The 15,261-nt window shown below is 72.5% G+C and carries 15 protein-coding genes; 7 read left to right on the top strand and 8 right to left on the bottom strand.

Features of this window, described 5'->3' with window-relative positions; translation table 11 throughout:
• Positions 1–65 precede the first annotated feature (65 nt).
• Positions 66–1,058, top strand: a complete 993-nt coding sequence (locus tag OG446_RS34970) for a winged helix-turn-helix transcriptional regulator (RefSeq protein ID WP_328897800.1) — start codon at positions 66–68, stop codon at positions 1,056–1,058.
• A 46-nt stretch (positions 1,059–1,104) separates the two neighbouring features.
• Here OG446_RS34970 and OG446_RS34965 read toward each other — a convergent pair whose 3' ends face one another.
• From OG446_RS34965 to OG446_RS34955, 3 genes are all read right to left on the bottom strand, one after another.
• Positions 1,105–2,397, bottom strand: coding sequence for a DUF2254 domain-containing protein (locus tag OG446_RS34965; RefSeq protein ID WP_328897799.1), 1,293 nt, complete (start codon positions 2,395–2,397; stop codon positions 1,105–1,107).
• Positions 2,398–2,611: 214 nt separating this feature from the next.
• Positions 2,612–3,454 (bottom strand): SDR family oxidoreductase, encoded by an 843-nt coding sequence (locus OG446_RS34960; RefSeq protein ID WP_328897798.1) that lies wholly within the window; start codon positions 3,452–3,454, stop codon positions 2,612–2,614.
• Between the two features lie 317 nt (positions 3,455–3,771).
• Entirely contained in the window at positions 3,772–5,217 is a 1,446-nt protein-coding gene (locus tag OG446_RS34955) for a dihydrolipoyl dehydrogenase family protein (RefSeq protein WP_328897797.1), read from the bottom strand.
• Positions 5,218–5,332: 115 nt separating this feature from the next.
• Between OG446_RS34955 and trxA the strand changes: the two genes are divergently transcribed.
• Positions 5,333–5,704, top strand: coding sequence for a thioredoxin (gene trxA / locus OG446_RS34950; protein WP_148017196.1), 372 nt, complete (start codon positions 5,333–5,335; stop codon positions 5,702–5,704).
• Between the two features lie 85 nt (positions 5,705–5,789).
• On the opposite strand, the gene OG446_RS34945 is transcribed toward trxA, so the two are convergent.
• Positions 5,790–6,032 (bottom strand): hypothetical protein, encoded by a 243-nt coding sequence (locus tag OG446_RS34945; RefSeq protein WP_328898514.1) that lies wholly within the window; start codon positions 6,030–6,032, stop codon positions 5,790–5,792.
• Between the two features lie 300 nt (positions 6,033–6,332).
• Positions 6,333–7,355: a LacI family DNA-binding transcriptional regulator gene (locus tag OG446_RS34940; protein ID WP_328897796.1), complete on the bottom strand. Its 1,023-nt coding sequence runs from the start codon at positions 7,353–7,355 to the stop codon at positions 6,333–6,335.
• 178 nt (positions 7,356–7,533) lie between these two features.
• Here OG446_RS34940 and OG446_RS34935 point away from each other — a divergent pair, with 178 nt between their 5' ends.
• Complete coding sequence (locus OG446_RS34935; protein WP_328897795.1) at positions 7,534–8,001, top strand: type II toxin-antitoxin system PemK/MazF family toxin; 468 nt, start codon at positions 7,534–7,536, stop codon at positions 7,999–8,001.
• A gap of 112 nt (positions 8,002–8,113) precedes the next feature.
• Here the strand turns inward: OG446_RS34935 and OG446_RS34930 are convergent, their stop codons facing one another.
• Positions 8,114–8,956 (bottom strand): TIGR02452 family protein, encoded by an 843-nt coding sequence (locus OG446_RS34930; protein ID WP_328897794.1) that lies wholly within the window; start codon positions 8,954–8,956, stop codon positions 8,114–8,116.
• Between the two features lie 147 nt (positions 8,957–9,103).
• Here OG446_RS34930 and egtA point away from each other — a divergent pair, with 147 nt between their 5' ends.
• Genes egtA through egtD form a run of 4 tightly spaced genes read left to right on the top strand, consistent with a single transcriptional unit; the run spans position 9,104 to position 13,480 of the window.
• Entirely contained in the window at positions 9,104–10,420 is a 1,317-nt protein-coding gene (gene egtA, locus OG446_RS34925; RefSeq protein ID WP_328897793.1) for an ergothioneine biosynthesis glutamate--cysteine ligase EgtA, read from the top strand.
• Complete coding sequence (gene egtB, locus OG446_RS34920) at positions 10,417–11,766, top strand: ergothioneine biosynthesis protein EgtB (RefSeq protein WP_328897792.1); 1,350 nt, start codon at positions 10,417–10,419, stop codon at positions 11,764–11,766. The genes egtA and egtB overlap by 4 nt, the downstream gene beginning before the upstream one ends.
• Complete coding sequence (gene egtC / locus OG446_RS34915; RefSeq protein ID WP_328897791.1) at positions 11,766–12,521, top strand: ergothioneine biosynthesis protein EgtC; 756 nt, start codon at positions 11,766–11,768, stop codon at positions 12,519–12,521. The genes egtB and egtC overlap by 1 nt, the downstream gene beginning before the upstream one ends.
• Positions 12,518–13,480, top strand: coding sequence for an L-histidine N(alpha)-methyltransferase (gene egtD, locus OG446_RS34910; RefSeq protein ID WP_328897790.1), 963 nt, complete (start codon positions 12,518–12,520; stop codon positions 13,478–13,480). The genes egtC and egtD overlap by 4 nt, the downstream gene beginning before the upstream one ends.
• Here egtD and OG446_RS34905 read toward each other — a convergent pair.
• Both OG446_RS34905 and OG446_RS34900 read right to left on the bottom strand, forming a co-directional pair.
• Positions 13,423–14,268 (bottom strand): lysophospholipid acyltransferase family protein, encoded by an 846-nt coding sequence (locus OG446_RS34905; RefSeq protein WP_328897789.1) that lies wholly within the window; start codon positions 14,266–14,268, stop codon positions 13,423–13,425. The genes egtD and OG446_RS34905 overlap by 58 nt on opposite strands.
• A complete protein-coding gene (locus OG446_RS34900) occupies positions 14,265–15,071 on the bottom strand; it encodes a GNAT family N-acetyltransferase (protein WP_328897788.1) in 807 nt (268 codons plus the stop codon). Before OG446_RS34900 ends, OG446_RS34905 begins: the two co-directional genes overlap by 4 nt.
• Between the last annotated feature and the right edge of the window lie 190 nt (positions 15,072–15,261).

The following is a 15,261-nucleotide window of genomic DNA, read 5'->3' as shown; positions in this document are numbered from 1 at the left end:
TTCAGAGTCTGCCGCCATGGCGCATACTCTCTCCGCTGCGGCAAGCGGAAGAGAGTCGGTCGCCGATGCTGGATGTCCTGGGCCTGGAGCCCGATGATGAGCGTGTCTATCGCGAGCTGCTCGGCCGGCCGGACTCCACCGCGACCCTGCTGTCGGATCAGCTCGGCGTGCCGCGGGCCCACACCGGCACGGCCCTGGACCGTCTGGTCGAATGGGGGCTGGTGATCAGGTCGGCGGACGGGCGGTTCACCGCCGCCCCGCCCGCCATGGCGCTCGGCGCTCTCATCAGCCAGCGCCGGGACGGGCTGCGCATGGCCGAACAGGCGTTGGTCACGTTCGCCGAGGAACACCGGGCGGCGATGACCGGGAGCAGCATCAGCGATCTGATCGAGGTCATCACAGGCGTCGACGCGATCCGGCATCGCTTCCTCCAGGTGCAGCAGGCCGCCCGGACGCAGGTCCGCTCCTTCATCACCGCGCCCTTCGTCGCCGTGCCGCCCGGCGAGAACTCCGCGGAACCCATGGCCATCAACCGCGGCGTCCACTTCCGGGCGGTACTGGACCGGGCCGTACTGGCCGAGCCGGGGATCATCGCCGATGCCGTCGAATCGATGCGCAACGGCGTGCAGCTGCGGGTCGCCGACGAGCTGCCGATGAAACTCGTGCTGGCCGATGCCGACCTCGGCCTGGTCCCGCTCGCGGTCACACCGGCCGGGGATCCCGGAGCCGTGCTGCTGCACCGAAGCGGCCTGCTGGATGCCCTGGACGCGCTGTTCGAATCGGTGTGGCGCGCCGCCCATCCACTCGAACTGTCGGGCATCGGCGCGGGCACCGAGCCCACCGTCGCCATCGGTGCGGAGGGTCCGACCGACCTGGACCGGAAGATCCTCGCTCTGCTGCTGGCCGGTCTGACCGATCCGACGGCCGCGGCTCAGCTCGGTCTTTCACCGCGCACACTGCACCGGCGGCTGCGACGCCTCATGGACCTCGCCGGAGTCCGGACCCGGATGCAGCTCGGCGGTCATGCCGTCCGGCACGGCTGGGTCGAGGCACACTGAGCGGTCGTGCGGCATGCGGTGCGTCCGGGCTCCCGGAGGACTCCGTCTAACGGCCCGGCCCGGACCGGCCGCCCACCCCCTGGCTGTCGGCCACCTGCGCGACCGAGCGGCGGGCGGGGTCGGGAAAGGCCCGTTCCACCGCAGCGTCCAGGAGCTCCAGCTGGGCCCTGACTGCCGGATGCTGGACGGGCGGAAGGTTGTCGAGCAGCCCGTGCAGGAGGGCGCGCAGCCGGCGGCAGATCTGCAGCGACGTCGACCCGTAGTCACGGATCTCCGAAACGGCGAGCTGCAGGTAGTCCTCCCATGCCCTCCCCCGCAGGACGAGCCGCGTCCGGCCGTCCTGGCCGGCCAGCGCATAGCGGCCCGGAAGCGGCGACTGGCCGACCACCGTGAGGAACGAATCGATGTGGTTGAGGACCTGCACTCCGGTGGTGGGGTCGTTGACTGCGGGCGACAGGGCGCGGATGGCGATGTCGACGAGCACCCGGAGGGCGAAGGCCGGGTCCTGTTCGATCGTCCGCTCGGGACCGAGCGCGATGAGCCCGGTCACCTGCCGGTGGTCGGGGACGGCTGTGCCGCCGTGGATCTCGACGAGGACGGCGCCTCGGGGAACGTAGTCACCGATCACGTGAGGCACGGTGAAGACGCAGTCGTGGCGCGCGGCGACGGCCGAGAGACCGGCGGTGTGAAGGGCCTGGAGGGCTCCGCCCGCCGCCGCCCGGATGACGGTCGTCCGTCCGCGCGGCACGGAAGGCTCGCCGGGATGCGGGGCCGAGGCCTTGGCCTTCCCGGCCGCCTGCTCGAACACGTCCTCGCCCATGCGTCCGACGAGGTCGGCGATGGCGACGGGCCTGAGGTTGTGTGTGAAGCGGTTGAGATAGACGAGCAGCAGCAACAGGCTGACCGCCACGGCGCCACCGGCGAGCGTGACCCCGAGGTCAGGGACCGAACGCGTCTCGATGCTGCGCAGCAGGGAGAAGGCGAACGCGAACGTGCCGGTGAAGGTGGCCAGCACGGTCTTCTGGAGCCGGTCCCGGTACCAGAGCCGCATGTACCTGGGGGACAGTGTGCCGGTGGCCTGCTGAATGACGAGAACACCGATGGTGACGACGAATCCCAGCAGCGCGATCATCGCTCCGACGATGGCGCTCAGCACTCCGCTCGCCGTGGTCGCCGAATAGCGCCAGCCGCTCGGTGGCCAGTGGGAACTGTCCGCGGTGACGGCCCATTGGGCCAGCAGGACTCCCACCACGAGGCCGAACAACGGCATGATCCACAGGCTTGCCTTCACATACTGCCGCAGCCTGAACACGGCGGCCCAGGACATTCTGATCCGCACGGGGCATACCTCCCTCGCGACACCGGTCGTCCGGCTGCGCGATGTGTCAGATTCCGCTGGAGCCGGGGAAGATCAGGCCGGGGGTCCGGACCACGCTCAGGACGTCGTCAGCGGCACCACGCTGTCGCCTTCTCCGGGCGTCACCCGGCGCCTTTCGGTGACGGGCTCCAGCCGCATGTCCGCATGGGCCTGCGCGGTCCTGGACCCGCGAAGCTCAGCCGCCGGTGGCGAACCCGGGGAAGAGCGTCATCCCGCCGTCGACGTAGAGCGTCGTCCCCACGACGTAGTCCATGAGGTCGGACGCGAGCAGGACGACGGCTTGGGCGATGTCCTCGGGGTCCCCAATCCGGTCGTAGGGGATCAGGCGCAGGAGGTCCTCCCGGGCGGCCGGCGTCTCCCAGGCACTGCGGTTGATGGGGGTCCTGATCGCCCCGGGGGCGACCGCGTTGACCCGGATCTTCTCGGGTGCGAGCTCCTGTGCCAGGGTCTGCATCATCATTTCCACGCCTCCCTTGGAAGAGGCGTAGTTCACGTGTCCCGCCCAGGGGATGACCTGGTGCACCGAGCTCATGCAAATGATCTTCCCGGCCGCCCGGGACACCTCGGGGACCACTCCGCGCCGGCGGAACTCCTTGGTCGCCTCACGAGCGCACAGGAACTGGCCCGTGAGGTTGACGTCGAGCACCTTCTGCCACTGGGCGAGCGTCATCTCGGTGAACCTGGCATCGCGTTGCATACCGGCATTGGCGACGAGGATGTCGAGGGTCCCGAAGTCCTGGACCGTGCGATCCACCATCGCGGCCACCTGGGTCTCCTGCGACACATCGGCCTCGTGGGCCACCGCGCGGACACCGAACGAGGAGATTTCCCGGACCACGTCCTCGGCGGCCTCACGGCCACTCACGTAGTTGACCACCACATCGGCCCCGGCCCGGCCGAGTCCGATGGCGGTGGCCCTGCCGATGCCTGAGTTGGCGCCCGTCACCAGTGCGGTCTGGCGCTTCAGCAGGCCGGCCGGCAGAGCACCCGCCTGCGCTGCCTCGACGTGGGAATCCATGGCGTCTCTGTCTCCTCGCTGGCCCGCTCCGGTACGGCCGGTTTCCGGCCGGCGGGCCGGCGGGGTTCAGGCAACCACCGGCCGAACCCGGCGGCGCCTCCGCCGGGCCACTGTTGGACCGTTCGGCGCAGCGGCATCCTCCGGCCGGCTCAACCGCGGCGCCACGCGAACGGCTTACGCATTCAGGTGGTCCGCCATGCCGTGCGTCCCCGCCGGAGGATCTTCCGGGCCGGTCCACGATCGCGGGCCTGCCGACGGATGCGCCGGTCCCGACGGGCACCCGGGCGCGAACCGCGTACGGGGCGGCCGTACGTGGTTCATCCCCCGTCCCGGTACGTCTCCAGCAGGCGGAGCCAGATCTCGCTGATCGTCGGGTATGCGGGCACCGCGTGCCAGAGGCGGTCGAGGGGGACCTCTCCCGCGACCGCGACCGTCGCCGAGTGCAGCAGTTCACCGATGCCCGGGCCGACGAAGGTGACCCCCAGCAGGACCTCCCGGTCCAGGTCGACGATCATGCGCGCCCGGCCGCGGTAGCCGTCCGCGTACAGACCGGAGCCTGCGACCGAGGCGAGGTCGTAGTCGACGGCCCGGACCCGGTGGCCGGCCTGTTCCGCCTCGGCGAGGGTGAGGCCCACCGAGGCGGCCTCCGGGTCGGTGAAGACGACCTGGGGCACGGCCGCGTGATCGGCGGTGGCCGCGTGGGCGCCCCAGCGGTCCGTCTCCAGGATCGGGACGCCCTGGGCGCGCGCGGCGATGGCCGCTCCGGCGATGCGGGCCTGGTACTTGCCCTGGTGGGTCAGGAGCGCGCGGTGGTTGACGTCGCCGACGGCGTAGAGCCAGGGGGTGCCCTCGACCTGGCAACTGTCGTCGACGGTGAGCCAGGAGCCCGGCTCCAGGCCGACCGTCTCCAGGCCCAGGTCGTCGGTGCGCGGGGCGCGACCGGTGGCGAAGAGGATTTCGTCCGCCTCGATCTCTTCGCCGTTGTCCAGTGCGACGGTGACCGGTCCGTCCGGTGCGGAGCGCCGTACGGACGTGGCCGAGACGCCCGTACGGATGTCGGCTTCCGCCTCGGTCAGCGCTTCGGCGACGAGCTCGCCGGCGAACGGCTCCATGCGGGGCAGCAGCCCCTTGCCGCGGACCAGCAGGGTGATGTCGGCTCCCAGGGCGCCCCAGACGGTGGCCATCTCCACGCCGACCACTCCCCCGCCCACGACGACGAGGCGACGGGGTACCTCCTTGGCGCTCGTCGCCTCCCGGCTGGTCCAGGGGCGGGCGCCGTCGATGCCCGGCAGGTCGGGAACGACGGCCCTGCTGCCCGTGCACACGGCCACCGCGTGCCGGGCCGTGAGCCGGCGCTCCGTTCCGTCGGGCGCCGTGACGGAGACCGCCTTCGGCCCCGTCAGCCGGCCGTGGCCCCGGTGGATGTCGACTCCGATCCCCTCGAGCCAGGCGGCCTGGCCGTCGTCCTTCCAGTGCGAGGCGTACGTGTCGCGGTGCGCGAGCACGGCGGCGGTGTCGAGCGGGCCCTGGACGGCTGCGGCGAGGCCCGGGACGCGGCGGGCGTCCGCGCGGGCGACGACGGGGCGCAGCAGGGCCTTGCTCGGCATACAGGCCCAGTACGAGCACTCGCCGCCGATGAGCTCGGATTCCACGATCGCGGCGCTCAGCCCGGCGGCCCGGGCGCGGTCGGCCACGTTCTCACCCACCGGACCCGCGCCGATGACCACGACGTCGTACGCGACAGGCTCCACAGCTTGTGTCATGGGCCCATTCTGGTCATGGGTGTGCGCGGCGGCCACATGGGCAGGCGGAATAGCGCAAGCACAGGCACCGTTGTCCCGGACACGTCGATACGGGCACAGGAAGAGGTAGCAGAACATGAGCACCGTAGAGCTCACCAAGGAAAACTTCGATCAGGTCGTCAGTGAGAACGAGTTCGTCCTGATCGACTTCTGGGCTTCCTGGTGCGGCCCGTGCCGGCAGTTCGCGCCGGTCTACGACTCGGCGTCCGAGCGTCACGCGGACCTGGTCTTCGCCAAGGTCGACACCGAGGCGCAGCAGGAGCTGGCGGCGGCCTTCGAGATCCGGTCCATCCCGACGCTGATGATCGTCCGGGACAACGTGGCCGTCTTCTCGCAGCCGGGCGCGCTGCCGGAGGCGGCCCTGGAGGACGTGATCGGTCAGGCCAGGAAGCTGGACATGGACGAGGTCCGCAAGTCCATCGAGGACCAGCAGAAGGAGCAGAAGTAGGCTGCTCCTCCCGCACGCGCAGGCGTCAGGGCCCGGCCGGTGACGGCCGGGCCCTGAGCGTCGTCGCGCCGGGAGCCCGGCGGCTTCAGCCGTCCGTGTCGCGCTCCGAGACGCGGACCGACAGCCCGTAGTCCAGCTCCGATCCGTCGATCAGCAGGGCCTGGACGGTGTGCGTCGCGGGGTCGATGTCCGCCACCATCCCCTCGCCGGCATACCGCGGGTAACCCGACTCGCCCGTCTCCCCCGTGGCGGTCACGACCGCCGAGCGGATGGCCGCGCCGGGGCGGGGGCTCCCGGCAGCGTGGCTGCCGGAGTACTCCGCCGCCACGACCTCGGGTTCGCGGTCCTCCGCGGCCGCGTCGTGCGCGTCCGCCGCCTCCCTCGTGTCCGTCGCCTGCTTCTTGTCCTTCGCGTCCCTGGTGTCCCCCGTGTCCTGATCCTCGGCGGCCGCGTCGCCGGTACCGGAATCGCCGGCGATTGAGGCCTTCGTCCCGGCTCCCTTGTCCGCCGTGCCCTTGACGTCGGTGAACGCGGGAACCAGCAGGATCTCGTAACTCTGCGGATGACTCATGGTCATGACGCTAGGCAAGGGGCGTCCGCCGCGCATGTTGCCGCGCTGACGGCCGGTTCAGCTGGATTCACGGTGGACGGTCCGGGCCCGCAGCAGGTCGTGCCGTTCGGGTTCCGGGCCGGGGTGCTGCACCAGCCGGTCGACGAGGTCGGCCAGCGGCTGCACCGTCGCCAGTTCCATCCGTACGCTGCTGAGCCTGGGCCTCAGCAGCCTTCCCAGCATCAAGTCGTCCGCGCCGACCACCGCGGTGTCCTCGGGCACCTGGATCCCGGCGTCCTGGAGGGCCCGCATCAGCAGCATCGCGTAGGCGTCGTCGTACGCGAACACGGCGTCCAGACCGAGAGGGCTCCAGCGGGCGGCCAGGGCTGCCGCCGACTCCTCCGTGTAGTGCAGCGGGAGCTCCTCGACCCGGACGCGGCCGGCCGCGGCGGCCCGCCGGGCACCGGCCAGTCTGGGGCCGGCGAACAGGGCGGGACCGGGTTCCGCGGGCATCACCACGCCGATCCGCCGCCGGCCGCGCTCCAGCAGATGCCGGACGGCGCTGGCGCCCACCTCCCGCTGATCCGTGATCAGCGCGTGGGCGCCGGGAACCGGTTGCGGTCCGAGGGTGATCACCGCTTTCGCGCCGGAGCGACGGAGTACGGCGATGCCCTGCGGAGTGAGGGGGACCGAACCGGGCGCGATGACGGCCACGGGCCGCAGCTCGGCCCAGGCGCGGGCGGCGTCGTCCGGGTCGAGGCCGATGGAGCCGTACTGGACGACGGTGTAGTCGAGGCGTCGCAGGCCCGATTCCAGCCCGTGCAGGAAGCGGTGGTGCAGCGGCGTGGAGGAGAGGTGCGCGGTCGGCAGGAGCACCATGCGCGAGTGTCCGGCGCGCAGGCTCCGGGCTGCCGCGTGCGGTACATAGCCGAGTTCGGTGGCGGCCTCCCGCACCCGGCGGCGGGTCGGATCGCTGATCCTCACGGCCGTGTTGTTGTTCAGCACGTACGACACGGTGGCCCGCGAGACGCCCGCCAGCCGCGCCACGTCGGCGCTGGTCGGGACGGGGCCTTCGGCGGGCTGCTCGGTTAACTGACTCATGGCGTCGGGCAGTCTTCCAGACCCGTTCGGCACGGGAACGCGCCGGGGCCCTGACCGGGTCTCAGCCTCAGGCCGAGGTCCGGACCGCGCCGGAACCAAGGGGGTACGGGTGATGGTCCGCGGCCCGTACGGCGGACCCGCTCCACGCGAGGGGCCGTACAGGTCCTACGGTGTTGCGATGACCATCCAGCACCGCAGCGACAGCAATGACAGCACGGCCTCCTTCCCCGGCCGGGCCGGCCCCACCGCCACCTCCCAGGCCGACCCGCATGACGTGGGTCCGGTCCGCACCTCGTACGCCCCCGACCGCGACGGCGACCCCGATCCCGGCGAGATCGTCTGGACCTGGGTGCCGTTCGAGGAGAACGACGGGCGCGGCAAGGACCGTCCGGTTCTCGTGGTCGCCCGTGAGGCGGCGGGGACACTGCTCGCTGTACAGCTGTCCAGCAAGCAGCACGACCAGGACCGGGAATGGGTGGGACTGGGAGCGGGCCCCTGGGACAGCTCGGGCCGTCCGTCGTGGGTCGACCTGGACCGGGTGCTGCGGGTGCACGAGGACGGCATGCGGCGTGAGGCGTGCGCGCTGGACCGGGACAGGTTCGACCTGGTCGTCGAGCGGATGCGGGAACGCTACGGCTGGCGCTGAGCACGTCCGCGTCCGTCACGGCCGTGGCCGGTCCGCGCGGCCGCGGCGGGCGCGCCGACCCGAACGGTCCAGCCGCGACGAGCGCGCTGGCGTCGAACCCTATGGCTCAACGTCAGCCTGAGGGTTGCCCCTCGGCGGCGAACGCACGGTCGAAGGCGGCCCTGGTGGGCGAATCGGCGCTGCGTTCCAGGATGCCGAAGACGATCTGCTCGAAGTGGCCCGCGAAGCGGCCGTCGCCGGTGAGCAGGGCGCCGAAGGCCCCCGCCACCTCTGCGGGGTCGTTCTGGAAGACACCGCATCCCCAGGCGCCCAGCACCAGCCTGCGGTAGCCCCGTACCGCCGCGACCTCCAGCACCCTCTCGGCGCGCGAGGCGAGAGCGGCGGGGATGCGGTGCGCGGACTCGGGGGCCGTGCGGCGGATCACGCCGGCGTTGGGCGCGGGAGAGGTGAGGAATCCCGCCGTGTACGGGGTGTCGAGCAGCCGGCCGCGGTCGTCCCGGAAGACGGGCACGCCCGGTGAGTGGATGACCCGGTCGGTGTAGAAGGCGCTGCGTTCGGCCCGGTGGCGGGCGTAGTACTCGGGAGCCCGCAGCAGCGTCGCGTACAGGGCGGAGCCGCGGCACAGGGCCTCCTCCTGCGCCTGCGCCCCGTTGAGGTAGCCGCCGCCCGGATTGCGCGCGGAGGCGTAGTTCAGGACGGCGACCTTGCCCGGTTGCTCGCCGGTCAGCCGGGCGGCCGCCTGGAGGCTGCTCTCCGCCGTGACCTCGATGCGCGGGGTGCGGTCCCCGTCCAGGGCCGCGACGTGCACCGGCTCGGGGCCGTACAGCCTGGTACCCGACAGGGCGGCCGTCAGCGCACGCTCGATGCTGACCTCGCGGCCCTGCGGTGTGCGGTAGTGGCCCGCCTCGACGATGGTCTCGGTCTCTCGCGCGATGCCGCGCAGCCGGGCGCTCACCGGCCCTCCCCCTTATGGTGCATACGGGGCATCGTCAACGACCCCACGGCACGGACGCAAGTGAATTTCCGACGCACAGGGGCACCCTTGTGCGATCTCCCGGCAGGGGTTTGGGTAGGACGGTCGCACCGGAACAGGAGGCCCGGCATGTCAACCGACACACCTGGCGAACACGGTCCGCCCGGACAGCCCACGCCCATCGGCGAGGGCGAGGCGGAGGATTTACTGCGCTGCATCTGCTTCAAGACAGGCCCGCCCCGCATCGTGGGGGTCGAGCTCGAATGGCTCCTCCACGATCGTGACCGGCCCCACGTGCCTGTCGCGCACCACCGTCTCGACGCGGCCGCGAAGGCCGTCGGGGAGCTGCCCCTGAACGCGGCGCTCACCTTCGAACCCGGCGGCCAGCTGGAGCTCAGCTCGCGCCCCGCCGACTCGCTCATGGCCTGCATCAACGACACGGCCGCCGATCTCGTCGCCGTACGCGACACCCTCGACCGGCTGGGCCTCGCTCCGGCCGGGTTCGGCGTCGACCCCTGGCATCCGCCGCGCCGGCTGCTGCACCAGCCCCGCTACGACGCCATGGAGATCGCGCTCGACCGGTCGGGCCCCGCGGGCCGCGCCATGATGTGCACGACCGCTTCCGTCCAGGTCTGTCTGGACGCCGGAGAGGAGGAGCCGGGACCGCTCGGATACGGGCGGCGCTGGCAGCTGTCCCATCTGCTGGGCGCGGTCCTGGTGGCCGCGTTCGCCAACTCGCCGTTCCGGCTGGGGAAGCCGGCACCGTGGCGGTCGACGCGCCAGTCGCTGTGGGCCGACCTCGATCCGCTGCGCACCCTGGCCCCGGCCGGGCAGCTACCGCCCCGGGACGCCTGGGCCGCCCATGTGCTCGACACGCCCGTGCTGTGCATCAGGGGCGACGAGGGTCCCTGGGCCGTGCCCGAGGGGCTCACCTTCCGTGACTGGATCCGCCGCGGGGAACCGCGTCGCCCGGTCCGGGCCGACCTCGACTACCACATCACCACGCTGTTCCCGCCGGTACGACCGCGCGGGCATCTGGAGCTGCGCATGATCGACGCGCAGCACGGCGACGACGGCTGGCTCGTCCCGCTCGCCGTCACCACTGCCCTGTTCGACGACCCGGAGGCCGCCGAGACCGTGTACCGCACCGTCAAACCCCTGGCCGAGACGGCGGGCCCACTGGCCGCGCCGCGCAATCCGCTCTGGGCCGGGGCCGCCCGCGACGGGCTGACCGATCCGGAACTGCGGGCCGCTGCGGTCACCTGCTTCGACCTCGCACTGGAGGCGCTGCCGCGCAGGGGAGCGACGGAGACGGTACTGGAGGCAGTGGCCGACTTCCGGGACCGCTATGTCGCACGGGGCCGATGTCCGGCCGACGACCTGCGGGATCTGCTCACCACGGACCGGCACCTCGGTTCGGTCCACCCGAAGGGGACCCTCTCATGACCGACTCCCCCGCACCTTCGCCGCACACCCCGCAGAAACCGGTCGTCCACGACCCAGAGTTGCTCAGGGAGCGCGCGCTCGACGCGCTGCTCACCGCCCGCGAGCGGACCGGGATCCTGACCGACAGCGTGGACGACCGCGAACTCACCGCGCAGCACTCCCCCTTGATGTCCCCCCTCGTCTGGGACCTCGCGCACATCGGCAACCAGGAAGAGCTGTGGCTGCTGCGCGGCGTCGCCGGCCGTGAGGCCATGCGCCCGGAGATCGACGGCCTCTACGACGCGTTTGAGCACCCCCGGGCCACCCGGCCCTCCCTGCCGTTGCTGGCGCCCGCCGAGGCCCGCGCGTACGCCTCGGAGGTACGCGGCCGTGCCCTGGACGTACTGGAGTCGACGCCCCTGGGCGACCGGCCGCTGGTGCGGTCCGGTTTCGTCTTCGGGATGATCGCCCAGCACGAACAGCAGCACGACGAGACCATGCTGATCACCCATCAGCTGCGCTCGGGCCCAGCCGCGCTGACCGCCCCGGAACCGCCGCGGGCAGCCGGTGCGGCCGCCCTGGCACCGGAAGTCCTGGTCCCCGGCGGCCCGTTCACCATGGGCACGTCGAACGAGCCGTGGGCGCTCGACAACGAACGGCCCGCGCACGTGCGCGAGGTGCCCGGCTTCTTCATCGACACCGCGCCGGTGACCTGCGGCGCCTACCGGGCCTTCATCGAGGACGGCGGCTACACGGAGCGGCGATGGTGGCAGCCCGCGGGATGGGAGCTGGTGCGCGAACACGAGCTCACGGCGCCGCTGTTCTGGCACCGGGACGCCGGGCAGTGGCTGCGCCGGCGCTTCGGGGTGACCGAACCGGTCCCGGCGGATGAGCCGGTACTGCACGTCAGCTGGTACGAAGCGGACGCGTACGCCCGCTGGGCCGGCCGCAGACTGCCCTCCGAGGCGGAGTGGGAGAAGGCGGCCCGGCACGACCCCGCCTCCGGGCGCTCCCGGCGCTATCCGTGGGGCGACGAGGACCCGACACCGGAGCGCGCCAACCTCGGGCAGCGCCATCTGCGTCCCGCACCGGCGGGGGCGTACCCGGCCGGGCGCGCGCCCTCGGGCGCCGGTCAGCTGATCGGCGACGTGTGGGAGTGGACGTCCAGCGACTTCCTGCCCTACCCGGGCTTCGCACCGTTCCCGTACCGCGAGTACTCGGAGGTGTTCTTCGGCCCGGAGCACAAGGTGCTGCGCGGCGGCTCGTTCGCCGTGGACGCGGTGGCGTGCCGGGGGACGTTCCGCAACTGGGACCTTCCGGTGCGGCGTCAGATCTTCTCCGGCTTCCGTACGGCCAGGGATGTGTGATGTGCCGTCATATCGCCTATGTGGGGCCGCCGATCCCCTTGGGCGTCGTGCTGACCCAGCCGGCGCACTCGCTGGTGCGGCAGTCCTGGGAACCGCGCCGGCAGCGGTACGGGACCGTCAACGCGGACGGTTTCGGTGTCGGCTGGTACGCGGACGGGGACCCGGAGCCGGGACGGTACCGCCGCCAGGGGCCCGTCTGGGGGGACCAGACGTTCGCCGATCTGGCCCGGGTGGTGCGCAGCGGCGCCCTGCTCGCCGCGGTCCGGGACGCCACCGAGGCGGACCCGGACGGTGAGGCGGCGGCTGCGCCGTTCCGCAGCGGCGGAGTGCTCTTCAGCCACAACGGCGCGGTGAAGGGCTGGCCCGGATCCGTGGCACCGGTGGCCGCTGCACTGCCCCCGGCCGAGTTGCTCCGCCTCACCGCCCGCTGTGACTCCGCGCTGGTGTGGGCCCTGATCCAGCACCGTCTGGCATCGGGCGACGCGCTACCGGAGGCGGTTGCCTGCACGGTGCGGGACGTGGCCGGGGCGGCGCCCGGGTCCCGGCTCAACCTGCTGCTCACCGACGGCCGCAGCATCGTGGCGACGGCGTGGGGCGACACCCTCTGGTACCTGGCCGAGCCCGGCAGGCACGCGGTCGTCGCCTCGGAGCCGTACGACGACGATCCGCGCTGGCAAGAGGCCCCCGACCGCACACTGCTGACCGCGACCCGCGCCGAAGTCCTGCTGACCACGCTCAAGGAGCCCACCCAGTGAGTCCCTTTCTGCTGACCCGTACCCTGCCGGTGGACGCGACGGACGCGGCGCTGCGCGCCGATGTGCTGCACGGTCTGACCCGGCAGCCGAAGACGCTGCCTCCCAAGTGGTTCTACGACGCCCGCGGCAGTGAACTGTTCGAGGAGATCACCCGGCTGCCCGAGTACTACCCGACGCGCGCGGAGCGGGAGATCCTGATCGACCGGGCGGCCGAGATCGCGGCCGCGTCCCGTGCCCGGACGCTCGTGGAGCTGGGTTCGGGTTCCTCGGAGAAGACCCGGCACCTGCTGGACGCGCTCGCGGACCTGCACAGTTACGTTCCGGTCGACGTGAGCGAGAGCGCGCTGCGCGGTGCGGCGGACGCACTGCTCAAGGAGCGGCCGGAGCTGTCGGTGCACGCGCTGATCGCCGACTTCACCGCGGAGCTGTCGCTGCCGGACACTCCGGGCCCGCGGCTGGTGGCCTTCCTCGGCGGCACCATCGGCAATCTGCTGCCCGCCGAGCGGGCGGCGTTCCTGTCGTCGGTGCGGTCGATGCTGTCCCCCGGCGACACGCTGCTGCTGGGGACGGATCTGGTGAAGGACGAGAAGGTGCTGGTCGCGGCGTACGACGACGCGGCCGGAGTGACGGCCGCGTTCAACCGGAACGTCCTGTCGGTCGTCGACCGGGAGCTGGGTGCGGACTTCGCGCCGGACGACTTCGAGCATGTGGCCCGGTGGGACCCGCAACAGGAGTGGATCGAGATGCGGTTGCGGGCCCGCCGGGCACTCACGGTGAAGATCCCGGAGCTGGATCTGCTGGTGCCGTTCGAGGACGGTGAGGAGGTGCGGACGGAGGTGTCGGCGAAGTTCCGCAAGGACGGTGTGCGCGATGAACTCGCCGCCGCGGGCCTTCGGCTGAGTCAGTGGTGGACCGATTCGGCAGGCAGGTTCGCGCTGTCGCTGGCCACCGTGGACTGAGCCAGCCCGGCCAGTGCGCGGCGGCCGTTGACGCTGCCCGCCGGGATCGACGGCAGGACGTGGATCTCGGCGGTCAGCCCGGCCGCCCGCACCACCCGCCACAGGGAGGCGGCCAGCGGATCGTCCCCCACGAATGCGGCGGCTCCCGCCGGGGTCCGGCGCCCCGCGGGGGTGCCGAGGTAGCGGATGCGGACCGGCTGGACGGCGGCTCCGGCGTCGATCGCCGCCTGGAAGGCGGCGGGCCGGAACCGGCCGCCGGGCCCGCGGCCGCACCAGGTGCTGCCCTCCGGGAAGACCACGACGCGCGCCCCGCCCCGCAGCGCCGACGCCAGGGCGTGCACGGTCGCGGGCAGGGCCCGCAGCCGTTCGCGCTCGACGAAGAGAGTACCGCCGAGCGCGGCCAGCGGCCCGAGCAGCGGCCAGTGCCTGATGTCGCTCTTGGCCAGCATGCGGCCGGGGCAGACGGCCGCGACCAGGGGGATGTCCAGCCAGGACACGTGGTTGGCGACGACCAGGACCCCCGGCCCGCCCCGGTGCCCGTCCACCCGGCCGACGACACGCACGCGCACCCCGAAGGCGCGGACCACCCCGTACGCCCAGCCCCGGGTCAGCCGCTCCCGGGCGGCGCGGCCGAGGAGCAGGACGAGCGGGGTACACAGCGCGCCGATGAGGGTGAGCGCGCAGCCGGCGACGAGCAGGGCCGTCGCCGTGAGCGGATGCCGGGCTGAGCCGTCGTGGGCGGCGCAGCCGGGCGGGGTGCAGGGCGAGACGGGCAGCCAGGCGCTCACTGCTGGGGGGCGAGCGAGAGGAAATGGCGCAGGTAGCGGGGGTCGGTGGCGCGGAGCGAGAGCAGGACGTACAGGTCGGCGACGTTGAACTCGGGGTCGTGTGCGGGTGCCCCGCAGACCCGGGCGCCCAGGCGCAGATAGCCGCGCAGCAGGGGCGGGAGCGAGGAGAGCCCTCCGGGGCCGTCCGGGAGCCCGGCCGGGGGCTGCCACAGGCGGTGTGGCGTGACCCAGTAGTCCTCGGGCGCCAGGTGCTTCGTCCGTACGGTGTCCCAGGCCCGGGCGGCCACGGCCCCGCCGTCGGAGAGCGGGATCGAGCAGCAGCCGGCCAGCCAGTTGTGCCCGCTGCGCTCCATGTAGCGGGCCAGGCCGGCCCAGATGAGGGCGATGACGGCGCCGTCGCGGTGGGCCGGGTGGACGCAGGAGCGGCCGACCTCGACCAGGTCGTCCCGGACCGGTTCGAGCCGGGCGAGGTCGAACTCACTCTCGGCGTAGAGGCGTCCGGCGATACGGGCGCGTTCGGGCGGAAGGAGCCGGTACGTGGCGACGATCTCGCCGGTCTCCGTCTCCCGGACCAGGAGGTGGTCGCAGTACGCGTCGAAGGCATCGCTGTCCAGACCTGGTTCGGGTCCGTCCAGCCGGGCGCCGAACTCGGCGGAGAAGACCTGGTGGCGCAGGCGCTGGGCGGCGCGTATCTCCGCCTGGTCCACGGCGAGGGACACCCGGTAGCGCGGCGGGGCGGCGGGGTCGGGTCGCTGTACCGGGACGGACGGGGCGAGGGGGGAGGCGGTGGGCAGCACATGCATGACGGACTCCGGGGACGGGTCGGCAGGAGCGGCTGCCGGGCCTTCGCGTGGCCGCGATGACCCGGACCCTCCTACTTCTTCCGTGACCGGCTGGATTCGACGTGTCCGCCATGGGGAGCGGGGATGTGCGACGGCTGAATCCCGTGGTGCGCGACGGCCCGCCCTCCTCGCGAAGCCCCCGTGCCGCGCG

The sequence above is a fragment of the Streptomyces sp. NBC_00236 genome, assembly GCF_036195045.1.
Classification (GTDB): Bacteria; Actinomycetota; Actinomycetes; order Streptomycetales; family Streptomycetaceae; genus Streptomyces.
Note: the sequence above shows the minus strand (reverse complement) of the source record. Positions and strands in the feature narration are given on the sequence as shown.